24 protein-coding genes are annotated in these 25,431 nt (G+C 71.7%); 13 read left to right on the forward strand and 11 right to left on the reverse strand.

What is annotated here, in order from left to right:
- Positions 1-6: 6 nt before the first annotated feature.
- Positions 7-462, reverse strand: coding sequence for an ArsI/CadI family heavy metal resistance metalloenzyme (locus AB0B48_RS17430; RefSeq protein WP_357202313.1), 456 nt, complete (start codon positions 460-462; stop codon positions 7-9).
- Between the two features lie 94 nt (positions 463-556).
- On the opposite strand from AB0B48_RS17430, the gene AB0B48_RS17435 reads away from it, so the two are divergent.
- The 7 genes from AB0B48_RS17435 (at position 557) to AB0B48_RS17465 (ending at position 6,089) form a co-directional block, all read left to right on the forward strand.
- A complete protein-coding gene (locus AB0B48_RS17435; RefSeq protein WP_357202316.1) occupies positions 557-928 on the forward strand; it encodes a metalloregulator ArsR/SmtB family transcription factor in 372 nt (123 codons plus the stop codon).
- Positions 925-1,659 (forward strand): MIP/aquaporin family protein, encoded by a 735-nt coding sequence (locus AB0B48_RS17440; protein WP_357202319.1) that lies wholly within the window; start codon positions 925-927, stop codon positions 1,657-1,659. The genes AB0B48_RS17435 and AB0B48_RS17440 overlap by 4 nt, the downstream gene beginning before the upstream one ends.
- Positions 1,656-2,063, forward strand: coding sequence for an arsenate reductase ArsC (locus AB0B48_RS17445; protein ID WP_357202322.1), 408 nt, complete (start codon positions 1,656-1,658; stop codon positions 2,061-2,063). The genes AB0B48_RS17440 and AB0B48_RS17445 overlap by 4 nt, the downstream gene beginning before the upstream one ends.
- Before the next feature lie 44 nt (positions 2,064-2,107).
- Entirely contained in the window at positions 2,108-2,881 is a 774-nt protein-coding gene (locus AB0B48_RS17450) for a hypothetical protein (RefSeq protein ID WP_357202325.1), read from the forward strand.
- The gene (locus AB0B48_RS17455; RefSeq protein ID WP_357202328.1) at positions 2,875-3,918 is read left to right on the forward strand and encodes a mechanosensitive ion channel family protein; all 1,044 of its coding nucleotides are present in this window, start codon (positions 2,875-2,877) and stop codon (positions 3,916-3,918) included. Before AB0B48_RS17450 ends, AB0B48_RS17455 begins: the two co-directional genes overlap by 7 nt.
- Positions 3,919-4,151: 233 nt before the next feature.
- Entirely contained in the window at positions 4,152-5,537 is a 1,386-nt protein-coding gene (locus AB0B48_RS17460; RefSeq protein ID WP_357202331.1) for an MFS transporter, read from the forward strand.
- A gap of 123 nt (positions 5,538-5,660) precedes the next feature.
- A complete protein-coding gene (locus AB0B48_RS17465; protein WP_357202334.1) occupies positions 5,661-6,089 on the forward strand; it encodes a globin in 429 nt (142 codons plus the stop codon).
- Positions 6,090-6,110: 21 nt separating this feature from the next.
- Here AB0B48_RS17465 and AB0B48_RS17470 read toward each other — a convergent pair whose 3' ends face one another.
- The 4 genes from AB0B48_RS17470 to ettA all read right to left on the reverse strand — a co-directional run bounded on the left by AB0B48_RS17470 (position 6,111) and on the right by ettA (position 9,708).
- The gene (locus AB0B48_RS17470) at positions 6,111-6,695 is read right to left on the reverse strand and encodes a YbjN domain-containing protein (RefSeq protein ID WP_355008914.1); all 585 of its coding nucleotides are present in this window, start codon (positions 6,693-6,695) and stop codon (positions 6,111-6,113) included.
- Positions 6,696-6,826: 131 nt separating this feature from the next.
- The gene (locus tag AB0B48_RS17475; protein WP_357202338.1) at positions 6,827-7,576 is read right to left on the reverse strand and encodes a hypothetical protein; all 750 of its coding nucleotides are present in this window, start codon (positions 7,574-7,576) and stop codon (positions 6,827-6,829) included.
- Positions 7,573-8,019 (reverse strand): thioesterase family protein, encoded by a 447-nt coding sequence (locus AB0B48_RS17480; RefSeq protein ID WP_357202341.1) that lies wholly within the window; start codon positions 8,017-8,019, stop codon positions 7,573-7,575. The genes AB0B48_RS17475 and AB0B48_RS17480 overlap by 4 nt, the downstream gene beginning before the upstream one ends.
- A gap of 12 nt (positions 8,020-8,031) precedes the next feature.
- The gene (gene ettA / locus AB0B48_RS17485; RefSeq protein WP_357202344.1) at positions 8,032-9,708 is read right to left on the reverse strand and encodes an energy-dependent translational throttle protein EttA; all 1,677 of its coding nucleotides are present in this window, start codon (positions 9,706-9,708) and stop codon (positions 8,032-8,034) included.
- Positions 9,709-9,918: 210 nt separating this feature from the next.
- On the opposite strand from ettA, the gene AB0B48_RS17490 reads away from it, so the two are divergent.
- The 4 genes from AB0B48_RS17490 (at position 9,919) to otsB (ending at position 14,732) form a co-directional block, all read left to right on the forward strand.
- Entirely contained in the window at positions 9,919-10,203 is a 285-nt protein-coding gene (locus AB0B48_RS17490) for a hypothetical protein (RefSeq protein ID WP_357202347.1), read from the forward strand.
- Positions 10,196-10,582 carry a hypothetical protein gene (locus AB0B48_RS17495; protein ID WP_357202350.1) on the forward strand — a complete coding sequence of 129 codons (387 nt, stop codon included), beginning with the start codon at positions 10,196-10,198 and terminating at the stop codon, positions 10,580-10,582. The genes AB0B48_RS17490 and AB0B48_RS17495 overlap by 8 nt, the downstream gene beginning before the upstream one ends.
- 143 nt (positions 10,583-10,725) lie before the next feature.
- On the forward strand, positions 10,726-12,126 hold the full coding sequence (locus AB0B48_RS17500; RefSeq protein WP_030333449.1) for a trehalose-6-phosphate synthase: 1,401 nt from the start codon (positions 10,726-10,728) through the stop codon (positions 12,124-12,126).
- A 41-nt stretch (positions 12,127-12,167) separates the two neighbouring features.
- Entirely contained in the window at positions 12,168-14,732 is a 2,565-nt protein-coding gene (otsB, locus tag AB0B48_RS17505) for a trehalose-phosphatase (RefSeq protein WP_357202374.1), read from the forward strand.
- Positions 14,733-14,830: 98 nt separating this feature from the next.
- Here the strand turns inward: otsB and cobA are convergent, their stop codons facing one another.
- Genes cobA through cobC form a run of 3 tightly spaced genes read right to left on the reverse strand, consistent with a single transcriptional unit; the run spans position 14,831 to position 18,379 of the window.
- Positions 14,831-16,153: a uroporphyrinogen-III C-methyltransferase gene (gene cobA / locus AB0B48_RS17510; RefSeq protein ID WP_357202353.1), complete on the reverse strand. Its 1,323-nt coding sequence runs from the start codon at positions 16,151-16,153 to the stop codon at positions 14,831-14,833.
- A 40-nt stretch (positions 16,154-16,193) separates the two neighbouring features.
- Complete coding sequence (gene cobT, locus AB0B48_RS17515) at positions 16,194-17,294, reverse strand: nicotinate-nucleotide--dimethylbenzimidazole phosphoribosyltransferase (RefSeq protein ID WP_357202356.1); 1,101 nt, start codon at positions 17,292-17,294, stop codon at positions 16,194-16,196.
- Positions 17,294-18,379 carry an Rv2231c family pyridoxal phosphate-dependent protein CobC gene (gene cobC / locus AB0B48_RS17520; RefSeq protein ID WP_357202359.1) on the reverse strand — a complete coding sequence of 362 codons (1,086 nt, stop codon included), beginning with the start codon at positions 18,377-18,379 and terminating at the stop codon, positions 17,294-17,296. Before cobC ends, cobT begins: the two co-directional genes overlap by 1 nt.
- A 121-nt stretch (positions 18,380-18,500) precedes the next feature.
- Here cobC and AB0B48_RS17525 point away from each other — a divergent pair, with 121 nt between their 5' ends.
- Complete coding sequence (locus tag AB0B48_RS17525) at positions 18,501-20,630, forward strand: transglycosylase domain-containing protein (protein ID WP_357202362.1); 2,130 nt, start codon at positions 18,501-18,503, stop codon at positions 20,628-20,630.
- Between the two features lie 58 nt (positions 20,631-20,688).
- Here the strand turns inward: AB0B48_RS17525 and AB0B48_RS17530 are convergent, their stop codons facing one another.
- Positions 20,689-21,258 carry a GNAT family protein gene (locus AB0B48_RS17530; RefSeq protein ID WP_091405515.1) on the reverse strand — a complete coding sequence of 190 codons (570 nt, stop codon included), beginning with the start codon at positions 21,256-21,258 and terminating at the stop codon, positions 20,689-20,691.
- On the reverse strand, positions 21,255-22,658 hold the full coding sequence (locus tag AB0B48_RS17535; RefSeq protein WP_357202365.1) for a cobyrinate a,c-diamide synthase: 1,404 nt from the start codon (positions 22,656-22,658) through the stop codon (positions 21,255-21,257). Before AB0B48_RS17535 ends, AB0B48_RS17530 begins: the two co-directional genes overlap by 4 nt.
- A gap of 205 nt (positions 22,659-22,863) precedes the next feature.
- On the opposite strand from AB0B48_RS17535, the gene AB0B48_RS17540 reads away from it, so the two are divergent.
- Positions 22,864-23,685: an SURF1 family protein gene (locus AB0B48_RS17540; protein WP_357202368.1), complete on the forward strand. Its 822-nt coding sequence runs from the start codon at positions 22,864-22,866 to the stop codon at positions 23,683-23,685.
- 10 nt (positions 23,686-23,695) lie between these two features.
- Here the strand turns inward: AB0B48_RS17540 and AB0B48_RS17545 are convergent, their stop codons facing one another.
- Positions 23,696-25,288, reverse strand: a complete 1,593-nt coding sequence (locus AB0B48_RS17545; RefSeq protein ID WP_357202371.1) for an ATP-dependent DNA ligase — start codon at positions 25,286-25,288, stop codon at positions 23,696-23,698.
- Between the last annotated feature and the right edge of the window lie 143 nt (positions 25,289-25,431).

Here is a 25,431-nt window from a genome sequence, read left to right on the forward strand (position 1 = left end):
CTGGCATCAGCAGCAGCTACTGGCAGCCCCGGCGGTGGCCGGCTCCTTCTCGCCGGATGTGCAACAGGCGCCTTCGGCGGCCTTCTCCAACTGGTCGGAGTCGGCCTTGACGGTGTAGACCTCCCAGGGCTCGTTACCAGGGCCGCGCACCCACACCTTGTCCTGGAGGGCGTAGCAGCACTCGGTGCTGTTCTCCTCCAGGGTGATCAGACCGGAGTCGGTGAGGCGCCGGGTGGCCGCGTTGACGTCGTCGGTGCTGAACACTTCGACGCCCAGGTGGTCAATCACGGTGGGCTGGTCGGGCTCGCCTTCGAGCAGGACGAGCTTCAGCGGCGGGTTCTCGACGGCGAAGTTGGCGTAGCCGGGTCGGCGCTTGGCGGGCTCGACACCGAACAGCTTGGAATAGAAGGCGACGGAGCCTTCGAGGTCGGACACACGCAGGGCGAGCTGAACGCGGGACATGACTCTCCTTCCGGGTCTGGGGGATGCTTGTCTTGATGCTTTTCGAAGCAGGACCCACGTTGCACCCTGTTTTGAAATCTGTCAACCTAGAGGCATGTCGAAACAAGCCCTGCCGGTGGTGAACCTGGACGCTGTTGCCTGTTGCGCGCCGATCGCGGTCCGCCCCATGGACAGCAACCAGGCAGCGGTGGTCGCACCGATGTTCAAGGCCCTTGGCGACCCGGTCCGGCTGCGGCTGATGTCGATGATCGCTTCGGTGCCGGAGATGTGCGTCTGCGATCTGACCCCCGCGTTCGAACTGTCCGGGCCGACCATCTCCCATCACCTGAAGGTCTTGCGGGAGGCGGGCCTGGTCGATTCCGAGCGGCGCGGCACCTGGGTCTGGTACCGGGTCCGCCCGGATGCGTTCCGGCAGCTCCGCGCGCTTCTGGACCTCTCCGACACCGCCGCGGAGGCCACCGCGTGAGCCTGCTGGCCCGTCGCGCGTCGGCGGAGTTCGTCGGTACGGCTCTGCTCGTCGCCGCTGTCGTCGGTTCCGGGATCGCCGCCGCCCGGCTCTCGCCCACCGATGTCGGGCTCCAACTCCTGGAGAACGCGATCGCCACCGCCTTGGCGCTGGGCGCGTTGATCCTGACCTTCGGGCCGGTGTCGGGCGCGCACTTCAACCCCATCGTCTCCGTCGTCGACTGGTGGCTCGGCCGTCACGCCGACACCGGCCTGACCGCCGGTGATCTCGCCGCCTACGTCGCCGCCCAGGTCTGCGGCGCGATGACCGGGACCGTTCTGGCCAATCTGATGTTCGACCTACCGGCCGTCACGTGGTCAAGTACCGACCGCATCGGCGCGAACCTGTGGCTGGCCGAGATCATCGCCACCGCCGGCCTGATCGTCCTGGTCTTCGCCCTCGCCCGCAGCGGCCGCAGCACTGCCGCTCCGGCCGCCGTGGGTGCCTACATCGGTGCCGCCTACTGGTTCACCTCGTCCACCTCATTCGCCAACCCCGCCGTCACCATCGGCCGCGCCCTCACCGACACCTTCGCCGGAATCGCCCCCACGTCCCTGCCCGGCTTCGTCGGCGCTCAGCTCGTCGGCGGCCTGGTCGCCGTCGCCGCCCTCGCCGCCTGGTACCCCGACGCCGAGAACCCCGCCGACGCCGTGGTCGTACCCCACCTCACTCAGGAGACAGAAGCCCGATGACCGACAGGCCCAGCGTCCTCTTCGTCTGCGTCCACAACGCCGGCCGCTCCCAGATGGCCGCCGGCTGGCTCCGACACCTCGCCGGCGATGCCATCGAGGTCCGCTCCGCTGGCAGCGAACCCGCCGACCAGATCAACCCCGTCGCCGTCGAAGCCATGCGCGAGGTCGGCATCGACATCACCGGACAGACCCCGGCCCGGCTCACCTGGGACGCCGCCCAGGCCAGCGACGTCATCATCACCATGGGCTGCGGCGACGCCTGCCCCGTCTTCCCCGGCAAACGCTACGAGGACTGGAAGCTCACCGACCCTGCCGGTCAACCCCTCGACGTCGTCCGCCAGGTGCGCGACGACATCAGGACGAGGATCACCGAACTGCTCGCCAGCATCCAACCGGACCGCTGAGCGCAACGCCCCCGCGCTGGCCCTCGGCTCCTATGGTCACGGGCATGCTTGACAAGCTGTCCGCTGCCACCGTGCGCCACCGGCGCGTTGTCCTGACCCTCGGGCTTCTCCTGGTCGTCATCAACGCCGTGATCCCGGGGTCCGCGTCCACCGTGGGGCAGCGCCTGTTGATCCTCATCTCCCTGGCAGGCCTGGTCCTGGCGGTCGTCGTCACCAGGGTCCGTCCGGCCTACCTCGTGGTGCAGCCGCAGGTTCCGGCCTTCGCCACACCCGGGCCCGCCTGGACGGTGTTCTTCGCAGTGGGCTACCTCGGGCCCGCGTCCATGCACATCGGCGCAATGGTGCGCGCGACCAGACAGGGCACCCTGTCGACGTTCGACGTGGTCATCGATGTTCTCTGGGTGGTCCTGGCCGCGCTGGTGGTGACGTGGGCGTGGCGGGGTCACGGGGTGCGGCTGCATCCGTCCGGGGTACGGCAGACCTGGGCTCTGGGCACGCTCACCGTGCCGTGGGAGGCCCTCCTGGCCCCACAGATCCCCCCGGCTGCCGACCGCCGCCAGTGGCTCCCGATGAGGATCACGGAACCCCGACTGATCCGGCGGCGCGGCATTCCGCGAGGCCGGGCAGCGTTGCGGACCGACATCGTCGACGCGGGATTCCTCGCCGCGGTCATCGGGCACTACGTCGCTCACCCCGAACACCGGGCGGCGATCGGTGGTCAGGCCGAGTACGAACGACTCCGCGCCGCGCTGCCCGGTCACCCGGCCGGTGGGTCGGCGGCGGGCCCTCGGGCTCCTTACGGTACGAAGACATGGTGAGTGCCGCCAGCGTGACGCCCCTAGCCCTGTCCACCACCGAATCGGTGAGCTGCCAGGGCAGCACCTCCTGCGAGTGGATCTACGACATCACCAGGTCGGCCTGGTTCGCCGAGGGAAGTTACTGGATCCTGCTCAAACCGCTCCGCGTGCTGCTGATCGTGGCGCTGGCGATGGTGGCCCGCTGGGCGCTGCACCGGACGATCAACCGGCTGGTCCGGACGACCACCGACGGTGCGGTGCCGACGATGCTGCGGCCGCTGCGCGAGCGCGTACCCACCGCCGCGGTCGACCCGGCCGAGTTCGTACCCGAGCGGCGGCGGCAGCGGGCCGAGGCGATCGGGTCGGTGCTGCGCAGCCTGACCACCGCGTTCGTCTTCGGCATCGCGCTGCTGATGATCCTGCGGGAGTTCAGCTTCGACCTGGCCCCGCTGCTGGCCAGCGCGGGGATCGCCGGTGTGGCGCTGGGCTTCGGTGCGCAGAGCCTGGTGAAGGACCTGATCGCCGGCCTCTTCATGCTGATCGAGGACCAGTACGGCGTGGGTGACAACGTCGACCTGGGCGAGGCGATGGGCGTGGTCGAGTCGGTCGGCCTGCGGGTCACCACAGTGCGCGACGGCCGCGGCGTGCTCTGGTACATCCGCAACGGCGAGATCATCCGGGTGGGTAACAAGAGCCAGGGTTGGGCGCTCGTGGTGGTGGACCTGCCGATCGGTTTCAACAGCACCGAGGAAGCGACGGCGGTGCTACGGACCGCGGCCGCCTCGGTCGCCATGGACCCGGAGCTGTCGCCGGAGATCGTGGAGGCGCCCGAGGTGTTGGGTGTCGAGCAGGTGACTGTGGACGGCGCTGTCATCCGCACAGTGGTGAAGACGACCGCTGACGGGCAGTTCGCGGTGGGCCGGGAACTGCGTCGGCGTCTCGCCGAGGCGCTGGAGAATTCGGGTATCACCGCGCAGATCGCAGCGGCCCGCATCTATCCCGGTCTGTCGACCCGGCCGTTGTCCGAGGGCGAGACCGGTCAGGGCGGCGCCACCTGACACCGCCCACATTGTCCGGCAATTCAGGGGTCGCGAGCCGGCCGGCCCCTCGGGTATCGTCCGTTCGTTCAGTCGGGGAGGCGACGAACGACCCGTTCGACCTAGCTAGTTGTCAGACGATCGGGCAGAATCCGGAGCACGCGTTCCCACCGAAGCGTGATCACAACCTCGCTGATCCGTAGATCTGACGAGCGCTTCCGACCGGGCTGCCACGAGCGGCCGAGCCGGGGCCGATGGAGGCGACGGTGCCTGACGAGCGACCTTCCGCGGAAGGCCCCGCTACATTCCGCGACGTCTTCGGCCAGCACGAGTTCCGGGCCGTGTTCGTGGCTGGTGCTCTCTCCTGGGTCGGCGACTACGTCGCGAAGGCCGCCGTCACCCTGCTCGTCTATCAGCAGACCCGGTCCGTCGCGCTCTCCGCGGCTGCCTTCGCGGTCAGCTTCCTGCCCTGGCTGCTCGGCGGTCCCGTGCTCGCCGCACTCGCTGAGCGGTACCCGTTCCGACGGGTGATGGTGGCATGCGACCTCATCCGGATGGCGCTGATGCTGGTCATCGCCATTCCGAGCCTGCCGTACCAGGCGGTGCTGGTGCTCATCTTCGCCGCCACGCTGGCGAACCCGCCGAGCCAGGCGGCGAAGTCCGCGCTGATCCCGCAGTTGCTCACCGGGGACCGGCTGGTGCTGGGGCTGTCGCTCAACGGCAGTGTCGGGCAGGCCGCCCAGGTCGTCGGGTACGTCTTCGGCGCCGCTGTCGCCGCTGTCGACCCGGAGGCGGCGCTGCTGTTCAACGCGGTCACGTTCGGTCTCTCGGCGCTACTGGTTCGCCTCGGCGTACGCCACCATCCGGCGATGATGAACCCGGAGCACCGCAGCCACCTGCTGCGGGAGACTCGGCAGGGGTTCGGCATCGTGTTCCGCACACCGGTGCTGCGGGCCATCGCGGTGCTGGTGTTCAGCTCGATGCTCTTCTCGATCGTTCCCGAGGGTCTGGCCGCGGCCTGGGCCAACGAGGAGAGCCGCGGCGCGGTGAGCGCGGGCACCGCACAGGCGGCGATCATGGTGGCGAACCCGATCGGCTTCATCCTCGGTGGGTTGCTGGTGAGTCGCCTGTTCGGCCCGGCTCGCCGACTGAAGCTGATGCGGCCGCTCGCGGTGCTCGCCCCGTTGGTGCTCGTACCGGTGCTGCTCGACCCCCCGCCGCTGGTGGTGGCACTGCTCGCCGCGCTCTGCGGGTTCGCGGTCGCCGGCATGATGCCGATGGCCAACGGGTTGTTCGTCCAGGCGCTGCCCAACGGCTTCCGAGCCCGCGCCTTCGGGGTGATGGCCACCGGCATACAGGTCATCCAGGGCCTCGCGGTACTGGTCACCGGGATGCTCGCCGAACGGTTCCCCATTCCGATCGTGGTGGGGGTCTGGAGCGCAGCCGGGGTGGTGCTGATGACGGTGGCCACGCTGCGGTGGCCGGACCGGCAGACGGTGGACGACGCGATCACTGCCGCCTCGCTGGCCAACGCCGCTCCGCCATCCTCCGGCCTCGGCGACCCGGCCAGCGACCGCCCGGTGGAAGGCAGGCCCAACCCGCATACCGGTGACGGCCACCGCCGGCACGCTGTCACCTGACCCGTCGAACCGACCTTCGCCCGGGCAGGCCGGGTGGCGACATTCGGGCTTGTCGACCCGGCGTGATCCGACGCACGCTGTGCGGGTCGGGTCGGCACCGGACGCACCTGGCAGGATGGAACTGTGACTTCCGCAGGTGAATCCGACCGTCCCGGTGCGTCGATGACCCTCTTCGAAGCGGTCGGCGGCGAACCCACCTTCCGCAAGCTGGTCGACGAGTTCTACGCCGGGATCGCCACCGACCCCCTGCTGCGACCCATGTACCCGGAGGAGGACCTGGGCCCGGCCGCGGACCGGATGACCCTGTTCCTCATGCAGTACTGGGGCGGGCCCAACACGTACTCCGCTCAGCGGGGGCACCCTCGGCTGCGGATGCGCCACGCGCCGTTCCGGATCGGAGCGGCCGAACGGGACGCCTGGCTGCGCAACATGCGCCGGGCCGTGGACCGGCTCGACCTTGAGCCGGAGATCGCCGTCACCCTCTGGGACTACCTGGAGCGAGCCGCGTACTTCATGGTCAACGTCGAGGACGACCCGGCCAACGGCGGCTGACCCACAGCACCCGGAGCGGCGTCAGAGCAGCGCGCCCTCGTCGTGCAGCCAGTCCACGAAGCTGGTGGCGACCGCCGCGCCGCAGTCGAGCATCTCGACCAGGAGCGCGTCGTGGGTGCCGGCACCCAGGGGCACCTGAAGCTCGGCGTAGATCGGTAGCTGACCGCGCTCGGTCGGGTCACCGATGTACGCCTTGCAGAACCGGCGGGTGTGGTTCCACTCGTTGACCACCCGGTACGCCCGGTCGGCCCAGTCCGGCGGGACCGTGGCGTGCGGGCGTGCCCGCATGACCAGGATCTCGTCCTCCGGCCCTTCGAGGGTGACCAGCACCGCGTGCCGCTCCCACATCGCCAGCAGGTTGCCGTCGCCGTCGGCCAGGTAACGCACGTCGAGCAGATCGAGCGCGTCACAGACCCGGCGCAGACTCACCGGCTCGACGGTGGCGGGCGTATCGGTCAGCACGGGCCGCTCGTTGGACGGGCAGTCGTCCCCCGGCTGGCGAGGACTGGGCGGCCCGATCCGGACCGCGCTATCGACTGTGATCCCGCTTCGGGTTTCCGGTTCGCCGCCGTCGGCGGGACCGGGGCGCCATGACCACCACGGCATCGCTCGCGCACCTCACTCCCCAGCGGATCCAGTCGCCTACGGTGCGTTGGATCCGAGGATGGACGGTACCCGGACAGCCGGGTTGAAGCACCCCCCCAACGACCGCCCCTGACCAGAAGAATGATCCGGGATCACCCGTTCGGACGAGCGCTCAGGGGTGTCACGGCAAGATCCGTGGCCTTCTGCAACCACGCCGCTCCGTGTGGTCCCACCAGGCCCACCCAACGGCCGGCCACCCGCACCTGAACGGCGTCCCCGCCCTCGCCGGCCGCCGAGCCGTGGGCGGCACCGAGGAAGCCCATCCGGACCACCCCCTGCACCAGCCGCTGCGGCACCTCGACCGGCGCGGCAGGCGTCCCGTCGGGCGTCCCGTCCGGGGTGATCAACACCGCCACGTGGTCGAGCAACGCGTCACGCAAAGCCCGCTGGCCCACGGCACGGCCGGCCACACCCTGCTCGCTCGCCGTCCGCAGGATGCCCGCCGCCGCGTCGGCGATCCGTCGCAACTCGGCAACGGGCAGCGCCTCCACCTGGCGGCTCCGCGTCGGCGGCAGCGGCCACCGCCACTGGGCGTCCCGGCGGGTCGGCAGGGTCGCGCCGCTCCGCTCCAGTTCGGCGAGCAGCTCCGCGGCTGCCACAGTGACGTCGTCCGCGACGCCGTCGGCCGGCCCACCGGCAACCGTGCGGACCACCAGGACCTGCCACGGCAGCCGGGCCCACAGGGCGATCCGGCCCGGTGCGCCGGCCGGCCGCAGCCGGACCGGTGCGACCGGATCCAACCGGACCAGCCGGGCCAGGAAGGCCCCCGCGTCCGCCACCCCTTCGACACCGTGGGTGGGCGCCGCCGTCCGGTCCGGCTCGGCGGTGCCGGGCCGGGTCACGCCACCCCGCCCTGCGGCGCGTACGTGAGCAGGAAGTCCCGCTCCTCGCTGGTGATCCGCCGGGGCACCTGGCGGGTCAGGTCGAACGGCACCAGCACCGAGCGGGCCCGGCTGGCCAGCACCTCACCGTCGTACAGCTCGTAGGCGACGGTGAACCGGGAGGCCCGGATCTCCTCCACCCACAGCTCGATCCGCACTGTGGGGGCCGCCTCCGCGGTGGCCCGGCCGAGCGCGTAGTCGACCGGGCGCAGGTAGTCGACCTCGTGCCGGCGGATCACCACCCCGTCGGCGAACGAGCCGACGCCCCAGGCCCGGCCGCCGGCGAACATCAACGCCACCCGCGCCTCCTCGTACAGGGTGAGGAAGCGCGAGTTGTTGACGTGGCCGTACGCGTCCAGGTCGGACCAGCGCAGGGTGCAGTGGTAGACGAAGCGGTCAGACACCTTCTCGGCCGGTCAGTCGCGGGTCAGCTTGCGGTAGGTCACCCGGTGCGGCCGGGCGGCCTCCGCGCCGAGGCGGTCGACCTTGTTCTTCTCGTACGCCTCGAAGTTGCCCTCGAACCAGAACCACTTGGACGGGTCCTGGTCGTCGCCCTCCCAGGCCAGGATGTGCGTGGCGACGCGGTCCAGGAACATCCGGTCGTGGGAGATGACCACGGCGCAGCCGGGGAACTCCAGCAGGGCGTTCTCCAGGCTGGACAGCGTCTCCACGTCCAGGTCGTTCGTCGGCTCGTCGAGCAGGATGACGTTGCCGCCGATCTTCAGGGTCAGCGCCAGGTTGAGCCGGTTGCGCTCCCCGCCGGAAAGCACCTTGGTCGGCTTCTGCTGGTCCGGGCCCTTGAAGCCGAACGCGGCGATGTACGCCCGCGACGGCATCTCGACCTTGCCCACCATCAGGTAGTCCAGCCCGTCGGAGACGACCTCCCAGACGGTCTTGTCGCCGTTGAGGCCCTCACGGTTCTGGTCGACGTACGACAGCGAGACGGTGGGGCCGACCCGGACCTCGCCGCTGGTCGGCTCCTCCAGCCCGACGATGGTCTTGAACAGCGTGGTCTTGCCGACGCCGTTAGGACCGATGATGCCGACGATGCCGTTGCGCGGCAGCGAGAACGACAGGTTGTCGATCAGCAGCCGGTCGCCGAAGCCCTTGCTGAGGTTGTTCGCCTCGATCACCGTGCTGCCCAGGCGCGGGCCCGGCGGGATCTGGATCTCCTCGAAGTCCAACTTGCGGGTCTTCTCCGCCTCGGTGGCCATCTCGTCGTACCGGTCGAGGCGGGCCTTGGACTTGGTCTGGCGGGCCTTGGCGTTGGAGCGGACCCACTCCAGTTCCTCGGTGAGGCGCTTCTTCATCTTGGCGTCGCGGCGACCTTCGACGGCCAGCCGGGCGGCCTTCTTCTCCAGGTAGGTGGAGTAGTTGCCCTCGTACGGGTACGTCCGGCCACGGTCCAGCTCGAGGATCCAGTTGGCCACGTTGTCGAGGAAGTACCGGTCGTGGGTGATCGCCATGACGGTGCCGGCGTACTTCGCCAGGTGCTGCTCCAGCCAGGAGACGCTCTCCGCGTCCAGGTGGTTGGTGGGCTCGTCGAGCAGCAGCAGGTCGGGCGCCTCCAGCAGCAGCTTGCAGAGGGCCACCCGGCGACGCTCACCACCGGAGAGCTGGGTCACGTCGGCGTCCGGCGGCGGGCAGCGCAGCGCGTCCATCGCCAGTTCGAGCTTGGAGTCGACGTCCCAGGCGTCGAGGTGGTCAAGCTCCTCCTGGAGCTTGCCCATCTCCTCCATCAGCTCGTCGGAGTAGTCGGTGGCCATCTGCTCGGCGATCTTGTTGAACCGCTCCAGCTTGGCCTTGGTCTCGGCGACCGCCTCCTCGACGTTGCCGAGCACGGTCTTGGCCTCGTTGAGCGGGGGCTCCTGGGCGAGCATGCCGACGGTGTAGCCGGGCATGAGTCGGGCCTCGCCGTTGCTCGGCTTGTCCAGCCCTGCCATGATCTTGAGGAGGCTGGACTTACCGGCGCCGTTCGGACCGAGCACACCGATCTTGGCTCCCGGCAGGAAGCTCAACGTGACGTTGTCGAGCACGACCTTGTCGCCGTGCGCCTTGCGCGCCTTTTCCAGGACGTAGATGTACTGGGCCACGGTGCGGGCTACCTCCGTCGGTTGCTGTCGCTGATCGGCGGCGCGGCGCGGGCTGCGAGGACCGCCCGCCGCCGCCGGCCGGGAGCCGGCCGCGCGCACGCCATCGTCAATCCTGACAGGTACGGCGCGCTTCGCCCACATCACCCCGCCCCAGGAGTACGCGGGCGCGCCGCGTTGCCGACCGTGGTATCACCCGCTAGCGTCCCCGGTATGACCAAGAAGATCGCCATCAGCGTGCCGGATGACGTGGCGGAGCGGCTGGCCGAGGAATCCAATGTCTCCGCCTTCATCACCGAGTCCGTTCGTCAGCGGATGGCTGGCGAACGGACGCGGCGGGCGCTTCGACAGGTGGGCTTCCAACTCACCGACGAAGGCCTCGCCGAGGCGGGCCGGAAGCTTGACGAGGCTCACGCCAAGATCACCCCGGAACTGCGATCCAAGGCAGCTGCCCTGCTGGGCGAGGCTTCTGGCGGACGGATGACCATCCGTGACTGATGCCGGCCTCGTCCTCGACACGGGCTGCCTCCTCGCCTACTCGGAAGGCATGGAGGCTGTCGGGGAGCAGATCGCGAAAGTCGCGGACAAGGGGCAGGGCGTGATCGTCCCCGCACTCTGCCTCGCAGCCGCGTACCGCCAGGTGGCCAGTGACGGCTGGCCACTGCTCGACATCGTCGGCGACCTGGAGCACGTCATGGTCACGCCCGTCGAGCACGACATGTGCGCCATTCTCGGCGGCTGGTCACGAACCCTCGGCGGCATGGATCTGGCCCAGGTTGCGATGGAGGCCGCTCGGGCGATCACGCCGATCATGACGGATCGGCGGGAACTGCTGGATGAGGTGCTGCCCAAGGAATGGCCAATCATCGACCTCTGACCAGCGCGCTTGTCGACAAGATCACCTTTAGGATTCGGTCGCACCGGGGCGGGTAGGAGACTCCGGCACTAGGCACAAGACGCCGCAGCTACGCTCAGTACGCTCATCGCGGTGGACCCGTCAGTACCCGGAGGTGGCCGATCGTGACCGTCCGTAGCTCCTTTGTCGTAGTGGCGAACCGTCTGCCGGTCGACGAGGTGAGCACACCCGAGGGCCGGCAGTGGCGACGCAGCCCTGGCGGGCTGGTCACCGCGCTGCACCCCGTACTCGCCGAGCACAAGGGCACCTGGGTCGGCTGGGCCGGTGGCACCGGCGCGGCCCCCGAGCCGTTCGACCTGGAGGGGATCCGGCTGCACCCGGTCCCGCTCAGCGCCGAGGAGTTGGAGCGGTACTACGAGGGCCAGTCCAACGCGACGATCTGGCCGCTCTACCACGATGCCGTGGAGACACCGGCCTACAAGCGCCGGTGGCGGGAGGCGTACCGCCTGGTCAACGCCCGGTTCGCGGAGGCCGCGGCCGACGTCGCGGCCGAGGGCGCGACGGTCTGGGTGCAGGACTACCAGCTCCAGTTGGTGCCGGCGATGCTCCGTGAGCTCCGCCCGGACCTGCGGATCGGGTTCTTCCTGCACATCCCGTTCCCGCCGATCGAGCTGTTCATGCAGATGCCGTTCCGCACCGAGATCCTGCGCGGTCTGCTCGGCGCCGACCTTGTCGGTTTCCAGCAGCGGCTGGCCGCGCAGAACTTCGTCCGGCTGGCCCGGCACCTGCTCGGGCTGCGCTACGAGGGGCAGATGATCCAGGTCGACGGTCGGCAGGTGAAGGCCGGCGCCTTCCCCATCTCGATCGACACCCAGGAGATGGAGCGGATGGCCGCCGACCCGGCGATCCAGGCCCGGGCCAAGCAGATTCGCGCCGAACTGGGCGACCCGAAGACGATAATCCTGGGCGTGGACCGGCTGGACTACACCAAGGGCATCGAGTTGCGGCTCAAGGCCTTCCGGGAACTGCTGGCTGACGGAAAGTTGACAGTTCCCGACGCGGTCATGGTTCAGGTCGCCACACCCAGCCGCGAGCGCGTGGAGCACTACCAGGCACTACGGGTGAAGGTGGAGCGCGAGGTCGGCCGGATCAACGGCGAGTTCGGCAGGGTCGGCGTGCCGGCGGTCCATTACCTCCATCAGTCGTACAGTCGCAGTGAGCTGGCAGCGATGTACGTTGCTGCCGACGTGATGATGGTGACCCCGCTGCGAGACGGAATGAACCTCGTGGCAAAGGAATACGTAGCATCACGTGCCGACCAGGGTGGCGCGCTCGTACTCAGTGAGTTCGCCGGCGCCGCCACGGAGCTTCGCCAGGCATTTTTGTGTAACCCGCACGACCCGGACGCGGTCAAGGACGCCCTCCTCCGGGCAGTGCACGTGGAGAAAACCGAGGCGCGCCGCCGGATGCGGACAATGCAACGTCACCTGCGTACCCACGACGTGGGCCACTGGGCCAAGTCTTTCCTCTCGGAACTCGGAGTTCCCGAGGCGGAGGCCGAGTGAACACGTCCCTCAACGATGGGGCGGCAGTCGCCACCGGGGTCATGGACCCTGAGTTGCGCTCCGCCATCGGCCGGATAGCCCGGGTCCCCCAACTCCTTGTCGCCTGCGACTACGACGGCACACTGGCGCCGATCGTGGAGGACCCGAGCACGGCCGTTCCACTGCCCGAGTCAGTGGCCGCGGTCCGCGCGCTCGCCGCGCTGCCGCAGACCACAGTGGCGGTGGTCTCCGGCCGGGCGCTGCGCGACCTGGCCGCCCTCTCGCGGCTGCCCAGCGAGGTGCACCTCGTCGGCAGTCACGGCTCCGAATTCGACATCGGCTTCGTCGAGCGGCTCTCCCCCGAGCTGGTCGCCGTACGGACCCAGGTCCGCAACGCGCTGCGTGAGATCGCCGCCCAGCACCCGGGCATCCGGCTGGAACGCAAACCGGCGAGCGTCGCGATGCACACCCGTGGGGTCGACCCGCAGATCGCCGCCGCCGCCATCGAGGCGGTCCGCAACGGTCCGGCCACCTTCGACGGCGTCACGGTGACCCAGGGCAAGGAGGTCATCGAGCTCTCCGTGGTGGCCACCCACAAGGGCACCGCACTCGACCAGCTCCGGACCCAGCTCGCCTCCAGCGCGGTGCTGTTCATCGGCGACGACATCACCGACGAGAACGGGTTCGCCCACCTGCACGGTCCCGACCTCGGCATCAAGATCGGCCCCGGCGACACCGAGGCCAGCTACCGGGTGGCCGACCCGCTGGAGGCCGCCCGCGCGCTGGCCCTCCTGCTGGAGACCCGGCGGCACTGGCTGTTCGGTGAGCGGGCGGTGCCGATCGAACGGCACTCCATGCTGGCCAACGGTCGTACCGTCGCTCTGCTCACCCCCGAGGCGAAGGTGAGCTGGCTCTGTCACCCCAAGCCGGATTCGGCGGCGATCTTCGCCGACCTGGTGGGTGGCAGCCCGGCCGGTCACTTCAGCATCGCCCCGGAACGTGGGGGCATCCCGCTGGGCCAGCGCTACCGCTCCGGCACGATGACGGTGGAGACCCGGTGGTCCGGGCTCACCGTCACCGACTGGCTGGACAAGCCGGCCCGGGAGACCACCCCCGGCGACAGCCCGGCGGTCCTCACCGGCGACTCGACCCTGGTCCGGGTGCTGACCGGCAGTGGCAAGGCCACTGTCGAGTTCGCGCCGAGGCCGGAGTTCGGCCAGGTGGCCGTCCAGTTGCAGCCGCTCGGCGACGGCCTGCTGGTGCTCGGCTCGAACGAACCGGTCGCGCTCTACGCCCCCGGCGTGCAGTGGGAGGTCGGCAACGACGGAGGGTACGAGACCGCCAAGGCGACCGTCGACCTCTCCGCCGCCGGTGGGCAGGTGGTGCTGGAGCTGCGCTTCGGCACGCACAGCCTGGAGCATCACCGGGTGCCGATCCACGAGCGGCAGGCCGCGGCCGAGCAGCCGTGGAAGGACTGGGTGGCCTCGCTGCGGTTGCCGTCCACCTCCCGCGAACTGGTCGCGCGCAGCGCCCTCACCCTGCGCGGGCTCTGCCACGAGGCCACCGGCTCGATCCTGGCCGCGGCGACGACCTCACTCCCCGAGGAGCTGGGCGGCGTCCGCAACTGGGACTACCGCTACTGCTGGCTGCGTGACGCCGCGCTGACCGCCCGCTCGCTCGTCGACCTGGGGTCCATCGAGGAGGCCGAGGCGTTCCTGCGCTGGGTGGACGGCTGCATCGAGCGCACCGGTGGGCACCCGGAGCGGCTACACCCGCTCTACACGATCGACGGCTACGAGCTGGGCGCCGAGGCGGTCATCGACACGCTGCCCGGGTACGCCGGCTCCCGGCCGGTCCGGGTCGGCAACCTCGCCAACCACCAGTTGCAGCTGGACGTCTTCGGCCCGATCGCCGACCTGATCGCGGCCGTCGCCGACGCTCGCGGTTCGGTCCGCGACGACGAGTGGCGGGTCCTGGAGAACATGGTCGAGGCGGTCCGCCGCCGCTGGCACGAGCCCGACCACGGCATCTGGGAGGCCCGGCTGCCACCCCGGCACCACGTCTTCTCCAAGGTCATGTGCTGGATGACAGTCGACCGCGCGCTGCACGTGATGCGCGAGCACGGCGGCGAGGACCGGCCCGAGTGGAAGGACCTGCGCGACCGGATCGGCGCGAACGTGCTGGAGCACGGCTGGCACTCCGACGTCGAGGCGTACAGCGTCGCGTACGGGGACGAGGACATGGATGCCTCGTCGCTCTGGATCGGCCTCTCCGGCCTGCTCCCGGGCGACGACCCGCGCTTCCTGTCCACCGTCCTACGCATCGAGGCGGACCTGCGCAGCGGCCCGGTCGTCTACCGCTACCACTGGGACGACGGCCTGCCCGGCCGTGAGGGCGGCTTCCACATCTGCACGGCGTGGCTGATCGAGGCGTACCTACGCACCGGCCGCCGCACCGACGCCGAGGAGCTGTTCGCACAGATGGTGCTGACCGCCGGCCCGACCGGGCTGCTCCCCGAGCAGTACGACCCGCTCGCCGAGCGCGGCCTGGGCAACCACCCGCAGGCGTACAGCCATCTCGGTCTGATCCGCTGCGCACTGCTGCTGGACAACATGCTCAAGCAGTAGTCGATCGAGAGACCACGACGGGCCGGGGCAGCGCTGCTCCGGCCCGTCGTCTGTCCCGGCTCCCGACTCCCGACTCCCGGCGGGATGCAGCGACTCCCTCAGCCGTCGAGGGTGTTGACCACGTCGCCCACCACGACGACGGCGGGTGGCCGTACCTCGGCCGTGAGCACGTCGGCGGCCACCGCGTCGAGCGTCGACCGCAGCACCCGCTGGGTGCCCGTCGTGGCTTCCTGAACGACGGCGGCGGGGGTCTGCGGCGACCGACCGTGGGCGATCAGGGTGGCCGTGATGGCGGCGAGGTTCTTCAGCCCCATCAGGATCACCAGGGTGCCGTGCAGACCGGCGAGGGCGTCCCAGCGCACCAGCGAAGCCGGTGCGTCGGGTGCCAGGTGTCCGGAGACGACAGTGAACTCGTGCGCCACGCCCCGATGGGTGACCGGGATTCCGGCCGCGGCCGGGGCGGCGATCGAGCTGGTCACCCCGGGCACCACCGTCACCGGAACTCCGGCGGCAGCGCAGGCCAACAACTCCTCGCCGCCGCGCCCGAAGACGTACGGGTCACCGCCCTTGAGCCGCACCACGAACGCGCCGGCCAGGGCCCGGTCGACCAGGATCTGGTTGATCTCCTCCTGGGCCCGGGACGGGCCGTAGGGGATCTTCGAGGCGTCCACCAGCTCGACGTCCGGGCGCAGCTCGTCCAGGAGCAGTCCGGGCACCAGCCGGTCGGCGACCACCACGTCGGCCTCGGTGAGCAGCCGCCAGCCCTTCACGGTGATCAGCTCCGGGTCCCCCGGCCCCGCCCCGACCAGCGCCACCCGCCCGACCTGCCGCCCGCCGGTCACACCGGCCTCGGTCACACCGGCACCGAGCCCGCCGGGCGGCGCAGCAGCCGCACCGGCCTGGCCGGGCGGCACTGCGGAGGCACCGTGCCCGCCAGAAGGCGCAGCGGCGGCACCGGCCGGCGCCAGGCGGACCGCCAGAAGGTCGCGGACGGCGTCGCGGACGGTCATTGCCCGGTGCGGGTCGCCGCCGCCGAGCACCGCCACGGTGACCGGGCCGTGCCGGGTCACGGCCGGGGTCCAGGCGGTGGCGGCCGTCCGGTCGTCGGCCCGGACGCAGAAGATCCGCCGCTCGGCGGCGACGGCGCTCACCGAAGCCGCCGCCATCGGGTCGTCGACAGCGACCTGCACCAGCCAGGCACCGTCCAGGTCCTCGGGCACGAACCGGCGCGGCACCCAGCGCAGCCGACCCGCGTCGGCCCGGGCGCGCAGCGCCGGAGTCAGCTCCGGGGCCACCAACAGGACGTCCGCGCCGGCGTCCAGCAGCGCGGGCACGCGCCGGGTGGCGACCGTGCCGCCACCCACCACGACCACGCGCCGCCCGTGCAGCCGCAAACCCAGGGGGTACGGATTGGAGGTCACGCCGCACCACCGAGGCGGACGGCTCGTTCGCGGCGCGTGCTCACTTCTCGGCCACCCCTGCGGAGTCGAAGGTGGCCACCTCGTGCAGCACCCGGACCGCGCCGGTGACCACGGGCAACGCCAGCAGCGCGCCGGTGCCCTCACCGAGGCGCAGCCCCAGGTCGATCAGCGGGTCGAGGCCGAGGTGGCGCAACGCGACAGTGGCACCGGGCTCGGCCGAGCGGTGGCCGGCGACCATGGCGCAGACCGCGTCCGGGGCGAACGCGGCGGCGGCGAGCGCGGCCGAGACCGCGATCACACCGTCCAGCAGCACCGGTGTGCGGCGCGCTGCGGCCCCGAGGATCAGCCCGGCCAGGGCGGCGTGCTCCAGACCACCGACGGCGGCCAGCACCCCCAGCGGGTCGGCCGGGTCGGGGGTGTGCCGGGCCAGCGCGGCCCGCACCACAGCCACCTTGCGCGCGTACGTCGGGTCGTCGACCCCGGTGCCCCGACCGGTGGTGTCGAGTGGGTCGGCGCCGGTGAACGCGGCGATCAGCACGGCGGCCGGGGTCGTGTTGCCGATGCCCATGTCCCCGGTGAGCAGGATGCCAGCGCCGGCGTCGATCAGTTCGTCGGCGATCCGGATGCCGGTCCGCACCGCCGCCAGCGCCTCGTCCCGGGTCAGCGCGGCCGTCACTGTGAGGTCGCCGGTGCCCCGGCGGACGGACGAGACAACCAGCCGGGGCACGGCCGGATCGAGCACGACCGGGTCGGCGGCCGGATCGAGCACAGCCGGATCGGTGGGCAGCGGGGTGGCCACGCCGACGTCGACCACGGTGACCGAGGCGCCGGCCTGCCGGGCGAACGCGTTGACCACCGCTCCACCGGCCAGGAAGTTGCCGATCATCTGCGCGGTGACCTCCTGCGGCCAGGGGCTGACCCCCTGGGCGTGCACCCCGTGGTCGCCCGCGAAGATCGCCACTGCGGCCGGCTCGGGCAGCGGTGGTGGGCAGACTCCGGCCAGGCCGGCGAGGCGTACCGAAAGCTCCTCCAGCGCGCCCAGCGAGCCCGCCGGCTTGGTCAGCCGGCCGTGCAGCGCCCGGGCGGCGGCCATTGCCGCTTCGTCCGCCGGGCGGATCGCCGCGATAGTGGTCTCCAGCATCATGCCTCCATGGTCTCGCGCAGCACGTCGATGAACTCGTCGGTGGTGTTTCGGTCGCGTACGGCCACCCGCAGCCAGTCCGGGCCGAGGCCGGGGAACGTGTCGCCTCGGCGTACCGCCCAGCCGCGCTCGCGAAGGGCGGCCCGGATCGCTGTCGCGCCCGGCAGGTGCAGCAGGACGAACGCGCTGGCGGGACGGCCGACGACGCGTACACCGGGCAGTTCGGCGAGGCGCGCGACCAGGTGCTCGCGGTCGGCGGCCAGGTCGGCGGCGATCGCGCGTTCGGCCTGGACCGCGACGGCGCTGGCGCAGGCCGAGGCGGCCGCCAGCGCGGGTGTGCTGACGGCCCAGAGCGGTTGGACGGCGGCCAGCCGGGTCAGCAGCTCCGGCGCGCCGAGCAGGTAGCCGATCCGCAGCCCGGCCAGGCCCCACGTCTTGGTGAGGCTGCGCACCACGAGCAGCCCGGGCAGGTCGCGGCGTTCGGCCAGCGACTCCGGTTCGCCGGGGTGCCCTGAGGCGATGGTGGTGTCCGCGAACGCCTCGTCGACCACCAGCACCCGGCCGGGGCGGGCCAGCGCTGCCACCGCCTGGGCGGGGTGCAGCACCGAGGTCGGGTTCGTCGGGTTGCCGATCATCACGAGGTCGGCGTCGGCAGGCACCCGGGACGGGTCGAGCCAGAAGTCGTCGGCGGCGTCGAGCAGCACCCGCTCGACCGGGTGTCCGGCGGCCCGCAGCGCCGCCTCCGGCTCGGTGAACTGAGGGTGCACCACCACGGGGCGGCGCACGCCGCGCAGCGCCTGGGCGATCAGCACGAACCCCTCGGCGGCGCCGGCGGTGAGCAGCACCTCGTTCGGGTGACGGCGGTGTCGGGCGGCGACCGCCGCCCGTGCCGGCGCCGGGTCCGGATAGCGGGCCAGGTCGGTCAGGGTCGCGGCGATCGGGTCGGCCAGCCAGGCGGGCGGGCGCGCCCGACGGACGTTGACGGCGAGGTCGATCAGGCCGGCTGTCGCCTCCGCGTCGCCGTGGTGGGCGAGGTCCGGCTCGACCCCGGCGGGTGGGGCGACAGCGCTCGGCTGATCAGACATGTCCGCGATCCTGCCGGGAAGGTGGCCGGTGGGACAGCCGATCCCGGCGTAAGCCGCGTCACCACTCGCCGGTTTAAGAGTTCTTCTCATGTACGAATCGGAAATGTCATAACTTGACCAGGTGAGCAACCGACCCCTTGCTGCCGCTGGTCGTCTCGTCCCTCTCCTCCGCGCCGGACTGATCGCCGGAATCGTGATCGCCGCCGTCGCCTACCCGGTCGTCGCCCTCACCGGGCTCGGCGCGAAGGCCACCGCGCACGCCGTGGACCAGAAGACCCGGGTGCTGAAGACCGCCCTGCCCGCCGAGACCTCGTACGTCTACGGCCCGGACGGCAAGACCGTGCTGACGATGTTCTACGAGGAGTACCGGCAGTACACGAAGCTGTCGGACATGTCGCCGAACATCCAGCAGGCGATCATCGCCGCCGAGGACTCCCGCTTCTACCAGCACCACGGCGTCGACCCGAAGGGCGTGGCCCGGGCCTTCGTCTCCAACGCCCGCTCCGGCGGCTCCCAGGGCGCCTCGACGCTGACCATGCAGTACGTCCGGATGGCCCTACGGGACAGCGCGACCACGCCCAAGGAGGTCCAGGAAGCCACCCAGCAGACCAGCCTGCGCAAGGTCAAGGAGATGCGGATGGCGCTGGACCTGGAGAAGGAGATCAGCAAGGAAGAAATCATGGAGCGCTACCTGAACTCGGCGTACTTCGGGCACCGGGCGTACGGCATCTACGCCGCCAGCGAGATCTTCTTCTCCAAGACCCCGAAGGACCTCACCCCGGTCGAGGCCGCCACCCTCGCCGGACTGGTCAAGTCCCCCTCGGAGTACGACCCGGCCGACTCCGACCAGAAGGAGGCCACCGGGCGGCGCAACTACGTGCTGGACCGGATGAGCCAACTCGGCTACCTCTCCCCCGACTCGGCCACCGCCGCCAAGTCCGAACCGATCCGGCTCAAGCTGACCACCCCACCGCACGACTGCGCCGCGGTGGCGGAGAAGTACAACAGCTGGGGCTTCGCCTGCGACTACCTGAAGAACTGGTGGAGCGCCCAGCCCGCGTTCGGGGCGAACCGGCTGGAACGGATGGACAACCTGCGCCGGGGCGGCTACCGCATCGTGCTCAGCATCGACCCGAAGATCCAGGAGGCCGCGGAGAAGAACGTCGGCACCAAGGAGGCCACGGGCAGCCCGTTCGCCAACGGAATCGTGGTCTCCGAGCCGGGCACCGGGCGGGTGAAGGCCATGGCGGTGAACCGGACGTACTCGCTGGACCTGGCCGAGAACCCGCAAAGCTCCAACCCGGAGGCCGGGCCGAACGTGAAGGCCAACTACCCGAACACTGTGGCACCGCTGCTCGGCGGCGGTGACCTGGCCGGCTACCAGGCCGGATCGACGTTCAAGATGTTCCCGATGCTGGCCGCGCTCGACGCGGGCATGACCCTCTCCACCTCGTTCAACGCCCCGTACCGCTACCGCTCCGAGGTCTACGACGGCTGGGCGCCCTCCAACGCCAGCGGCGCCATGTCCGGTCAGCAGACCATGTGGTCCGGCTTCGGCAAGTCGGTGAACACGTACTTCGTCTGGCTGGAGGAGAAGGTCGGCGCGGACCGGGCGGTCCGGTTGGCCGAACAGCTCGGGCTGCGGTGGCGCACCGACGTCGACCGGGACCACGCGTCCCCGGACAAGGCGAAGAAGTGGGGTGCGTTCACCCTGGGCGTCTCCGACGCCACCCCGCTGGAGATGGCGAACGCGTACGCCGCCATCGCTGCCGACGGCCGCTACTGCGAGGCCATCCCCGTGCAAGCGATCATGAACCGGGACGGCACGCCCGCCACGTACGCCACAGCGGGCGGTCTGCACCGTGAGGTGGCCAAGCCGCGCTGCCGGCAGGTGGTCAGCGCGGACGCGGCACGGGCGGCCACCGACGCGGCCCGCTGCCCGACCGGCGACACCCCGGCGCGCGGCAGCTGCGGCGGCTGGTCCACCGCCGACAGCGTGCGGGGCACCGTCGGACGCCCGGTGGCCGGCAAGACCGGTACGACCGACAGCACCCGGTCGGCCTGGTTCGTGGGCTACACCCCGGAGTTGGCCGCGGCGAGCTTCATCTCCGACCCGGACAACCCGTTCAACGCGGTCGGTGACGGGCAGTCCCAGATCCCGATCAAGGCGGTTTCGGAGACCCTACGCGACGGTTTGAAGGGCACCCCGACCCGTCAGTTCACCCCACCCTCGGACGCCATCGTCGGCTGACCAGCGCGCGAGTCAGCGCAGGTCAGCGGGGCTCAGCGCAGGTCGGCGGGGCTCAGGATCAGCGCAGGTCGGCGGCGACGAACGACCACAGCTCCAGATCCACCCGGCCGCCGCTGACGAACCCGGCGTTGCGCAGCAGCCCCTCGTAGCTGAACCCGGCCTTCTCGGCGACCCGGCGCGAGGCCAGGTTGCCGGGAGCCACCCGCAGCTCGACCCGCTGGAAGCCGTGCTCCAGGATCAGCGCGATGGCCACCGCATCGACCGCCTCGGCGGCGAAGCCGAAGCCCCGCGCGTGCGCCGCCATCGCGTAGGAGATCTCGGTGAGGCGGGCGCCCCAGTCGGTGCGCCGGGTCCACAGGGAGCCCACCACCTGGTCGTCCTCCCGCCGGAGCACCGCGTAGTGGTCACCCTCTCCGCTGTCGCGCCGCTGCCGGGCCAGATCGGTGCACCAGGCCAGCCCGTCGATCGGGCCGGAGTCGTCGGGCAGCGGCAGCCAACGCCGGGTGAGCTTGTCGGCGAAGATCTCCCCGGCCGCCGCCGCGTCGGCCGCTGTGAGCTGCCGCACCTCGGTACGCGGGGTGGAGACGGTCAGCGCCGGGAATCGGCGCACCGCCACCTGGCCGATCACACCGACACCTCGCCCGACTGCGCGGGCACCACCTCGCTCGTCGGATCGGCCGCCGCCGCGGCGACCAACCGGGCCGCCGTCGCCGGATGGCTCGCCCAGTGCAGCGTGAGCTGCGAGGCGTGCACGTTGCGCCAGACGAAGCCCTCGGGCGTGCCGCCGTCCCAGCTCCAGGCCGCGCGCTGACCGGCGCGGGGGGTGAGCACCGCGCGGTGTGCCTTGTGCCCGACCAGCACCGTCCCGGTGGCGGCGACGACGCTGTCGGTCTGGGCGGTCGCCTCCCGGTAGCCGGCCACCACCCCGTCACGGCTGACGCCCACCGCGTCCAGGACGCCGCACATCGGCAACCCGTCCAGCTCCCGGGCCAGCCAGAGCAGCCCGGCGCCCTCGGCGATCACCGGACGCCCGGTCCGCGCCAACTCGGCCACCGCGATGCAGAGCCGCCGGTTGGCCGACAACTGCTCGGCGTACGCCTCGGGCAGCGCACCGCCGACGACCAGCGCGCGAGTGCCGACCGGCAGCGCCTCGTCGCGCAGCGGGTCGACGACGACGACCTCGGCGCCGGCGGCCCGGAGCAACTCGGTGGTCTCCGGGTGGCTGAAACTGCCGCCCGGCCCACCGGCCACCGCCACCAGTGGGCGGTTCGCCGGGGGTGTGAACGTGCCGAGGGCCTCCTCGGGAGACCAGGCCGGCGCCGGCAGCGACGGGGCGGAGCGGGCCAGCCCGAGCAGCCGTTCCAGGTCGACGGTGGCGGCGACGGCCTCGCCCAGCCGGCGCACTGCACGGACGGCGTCGGCCGAACCCTCGACCACCGGGGCCACGCCGTGCCGCCGCGACGGCAGCACCGCCGGCAGGTCCTGTCGACGCAGCGCGCCGTAGACCGGCACCCCCACGTCGTCCAACGCCTCGCGCAGCATCCCCTCGTGCCGCGACGACGCCACCCGGTTGAGGATCACCCCGCCGAGCCACAACTGCTCGTCGTACGAGCGGAAACCGTGCACCAGGGCCGCCACCGACTGGCCCATCGCGGCCACGTCGACAACGAGGACCACCGGGCTGCGCAGCGCGGCGGCCGCGGCGGCGGTGGACTCCTGCTCGGGACGGCCACCGACCGAGTCGTACAGGCCCATGCTGCCCTGCACCACGGCCAGCCCGGCACCGGCGGCGCCGTGCGCCACCAGCGGGGCGAGCCGGTCGAGGCCGACCAGTCGGGGGTCGATCACCCGACCCGGCCGGCCGGAGGCGAGACCGAGATAGGCGGCGTCGACGTGGTCCGGCCCGAGCTTGAACCCGGCGACGTCGACCCCTCGCTCGGCCAGGGCGGCTAGCAGCCCGATCGCCAGCGCGTTCTTACCGTGCCCGGAGGACGGCGCGCTGAGCACCAGGCGCGGCACGACGGTCATCATCGACTCCTCGCGAGCGGCGGCGGGTACGCGACGGGACGACCGAGGCCGATCCGTCGGCGTGACGATACCCGCCCGGCTGGAGGCGCGAGCACCGCCAACCGGGGTGCCCGGCCCGGCCCTGGCCGGACCCCCGGGCGCCGGTCCCGGCCCGTCCGGCCCGGTCCAGGTCAGTGGCGCCGGTCATACGAGTAGCCTCGGTGCCGTGTACCGGTTCCTGCTGAGCCCACGCTGGCTGGGCGCTCTCGCGCTGACCCTGGTCGCGGCCGCCGTCATGGTGTTCCTCGGCAACTGGCAGCTCGACCGCTACCGGGGGCGCACCGAGGTCAACGAGCGGATCGACGCGGGCCAGCGGATGGCTCCGGTGCCGCTCATCGACGCGCTGCGCGCTCCCGCCGGCGGCGCGGGGACGGCCGGTCCGGCCCCCGCCGAGGACAAGGTCTGGACCCGGGTCACCGTCACCGGCCGGTACGACCCCACGAACACCGTGCTGGTCCGTGGCCGCACGGTGGACAGCCGGGTCGGTTTCGAGGTGCTCACCCCGTTGGTGCTCGCCGACGGCACGGCGGTGCTGGTGGACCGGGGCTGGATCCCGCCGGCGCCCGGTGGGGCGACCGCCCAGCCGTCGGTGCCGGCCGCGCCGACCGGAGATGTGACTGTGGTCGGCCGGGTGCACGAGACCGAGAGCGGCGCCGGCGCTGTGGCCCGACGCGACGGGCTGCTGGAGATCCGGCGGATCGGGGTGTCGCGGCTGGCCGGCGAGCTTCCCTACCCGGTCTACGGCGCTTACGTGCTGCTTGACGAGCAGACCCCGGCAGCCGATCCGGTGTTCAAGGCGGTGCCGGTCGGGCACGCCAACAACTGGCAGAACTTCGGCTACGTCGTGCAGTGGTGGCTGTTCGCGGTGATGGCGCTGTTCGGCTACGGCTGGGTGGCCCGTCGGGAGGCCCGCCGGGCCGCCGGAATCGGCACCACCCCGGCTCCGCTGGACCGGGCCGCCGAGCCGACGCCGACCGCCTCCGCCTGACCTCGCCCGGTCAGCTGGTGACGCGGCCGGCGTGGATGGCGCGGACCGCGTCGATGGTGTCCGCCTCGGCGGCGGACTTGTCGTCGCGATAGCGGACCACCCGGGCGAACCGCAGCGCCATCCCACCGGGATAGCGCGAACTCGTCTGCACCCCGTCGAAGGCGATCTCCACCACCTGCTCGGGCCGGACCCGGACCACCCAGTCGCCGCGTTCTACGGCGAGGTCGAGGAATCGTTCGGTCTGCCACCGCAGCAGCTCGTCGGTGAGCCCCTTGAACGTCTTGCCGAGCATCACGAAGTCACCGGTGCGCGTGTCACGCGCACCCAGATGCAGGTTGGACAACCAGCCCTTGCGTCGGCCGCTGCCCCACTCGACGGCGAGCACCACCAGGTCGAGGGTGTGCCGCGGTTTCACCTTGACCCAGGCGGCACCGCGCCGGCCGGCGTCGTAGGGGGCGTCCGGCGCCTTGACCACAACGCCCTCCTGCCCGGCGTCGAGCGCGGCGGCGAACGCGGCGGCGGCCTGCTCCGGGCCGTCGACCTCCATGCGACCGACCAGCAGCGACGAATCCACCGAACCGGCGAGGGCGGCCCACCGCTCCCGGCCGGGACTGTCAATCAGATCCTGGCCGTCGAGGTGCAGCAGGTCGAAGAAGTACGGGGTGAGCACCGTGGCGCCCGTGCTGGCAGCCGCCGCGAGCACCGCCGGAGCGACAGGTGTGCGCCCGGTGGTGCTGGGGGTGGTGCGTCGGGCGGCCCGGCTCGACGTCTGCTGGAACGGCAGTGGGCGGCCGGTCTCGTCCAGGCCGATCGCCTCGCCGTCGAGGACCAACTCCCGGCCCGGCAGGGCACGGACCGCGGCGACCACCTCGGGCACCCGGGTGGTGATCTCGTCGAGGCTGCGGGTGAACACGGCGATGTCGGTGCCGGAGCGGTGCACCTGGATGCGGATGCCGTCGAGCTTCACGTCGACCACCGCTGGCGTGCCGGTCGCGGCGAGCGCCTCGTCGACCGAGGGGGCGCTCTGCGCGAGCATCGGCGCCAGCGGGCGGCCGACCTGTAGACCGAAGCCGGCCAACTCGGCGGCCCCTCCGGCCAGCGCGGCCACCGCCACCGCCCGGAGATCACCGGCGAGCAGCAGCGCCCGGCGGACCGTGGCGACCGGCACCTCGGCGGCCCGGGCCACCGCGTCCGCGAGGAGGCCGGCCTGGGCGCCCTGCCGTAGCTCGCCACTGAACAGGCCGGTGAGCAGCCGCTGCTCGTCGGTCGTCGCCGCCGCGTAGAGGGCGCCGAGCAGCGCCCGACGCCGAGCCTGTGAGCCTGAGCCGTGCACCGCGGCGATCTGCGCGATGGCCGCGTCCACGCCGGCCACCGTCAACGTCGGCTCGGCGGCCGGCGGCGGCAGGTCACGCAGGCTCGCGTAGCCGACGCCGGTCTGCCGTTGGCGCAGCTCACCGGCGAGATAGCCGGCGCCGGGCTCGACCTCGCCGGGGTCGAGCCGGCGCAGCGCGTCAGCGAGCAGCTCCACCTTGGCGCGTCGGCCGCGGGGGGCGCCGACGGCGGCGGAGGTGGCTGCCAGATCGAGGAACCGCACGCAGCTCATCCTGCCAGTCACCTCCGACACCGCCCGGGCATTGCCGTGCCCGGGCGGTGTCGGCAGGGTGCCGCCCGCTTACGCGGACGACGGATCAGGGCCTGGGCGTGTGTCCAAGTCCTCGGTCGAGCCGAAGCGGAGTCCAGGCGGCG

The organism is Micromonospora sp. NPDC049089, assembly GCF_040648775.1.
In the GTDB taxonomy this organism is placed as follows: domain Bacteria; phylum Actinomycetota; class Actinomycetes; order Mycobacteriales; family Micromonosporaceae; genus Micromonospora.

Coding starts and splice junctions, on each gene's coding strand:
- AB0B48_RS17430 (WP_357202313.1), bottom strand. CDS start 462: ATGTCCCGCGTTCAGCTCGCCCTGCGTGTGTCCGACCTCGAAGGCTCC.
- AB0B48_RS17435 (WP_357202316.1), top strand. CDS start 557: ATGTCGAAACAAGCCCTGCCGGTGGTGAACCTGGACGCTGTTGCCTGT.
- AB0B48_RS17445 (WP_357202322.1), top strand. CDS start 1,656: ATGACCGACAGGCCCAGCGTCCTCTTCGTCTGCGTCCACAACGCCGGC.
- AB0B48_RS17450 (WP_357202325.1), top strand. CDS start 2,108: ATGCTTGACAAGCTGTCCGCTGCCACCGTGCGCCACCGGCGCGTTGTC.
- AB0B48_RS17455 (WP_357202328.1), top strand. CDS start 2,875: ATGGTGAGTGCCGCCAGCGTGACGCCCCTAGCCCTGTCCACCACCGAA.
- AB0B48_RS17460 (WP_357202331.1), top strand. CDS start 4,152: ATGGAGGCGACGGTGCCTGACGAGCGACCTTCCGCGGAAGGCCCCGCT.
- AB0B48_RS17470 (WP_355008914.1), bottom strand. CDS start 6,695: ATGCCGTGGTGGTCATGGCGCCCCGGTCCCGCCGACGGCGGCGAACCG.
- AB0B48_RS17490 (WP_357202347.1), top strand. CDS start 9,919: ATGACCAAGAAGATCGCCATCAGCGTGCCGGATGACGTGGCGGAGCGG.
- otsB (WP_357202374.1), top strand. CDS start 12,168: ATGGACCCTGAGTTGCGCTCCGCCATCGGCCGGATAGCCCGGGTCCCC.
- cobT (WP_357202356.1), bottom strand. CDS start 17,294: ATGCTGGAGACCACTATCGCGGCGATCCGCCCGGCGGACGAAGCGGCA.
- cobC (WP_357202359.1), bottom strand. CDS start 18,379: ATGTCTGATCAGCCGAGCGCTGTCGCCCCACCCGCCGGGGTCGAGCCG.
- AB0B48_RS17535 (WP_357202365.1), bottom strand. CDS start 22,658: ATGACCGTCGTGCCGCGCCTGGTGCTCAGCGCGCCGTCCTCCGGGCAC.
- AB0B48_RS17545 (WP_357202371.1), bottom strand. CDS start 25,288: ATGAGCTGCGTGCGGTTCCTCGATCTGGCAGCCACCTCCGCCGCCGTC.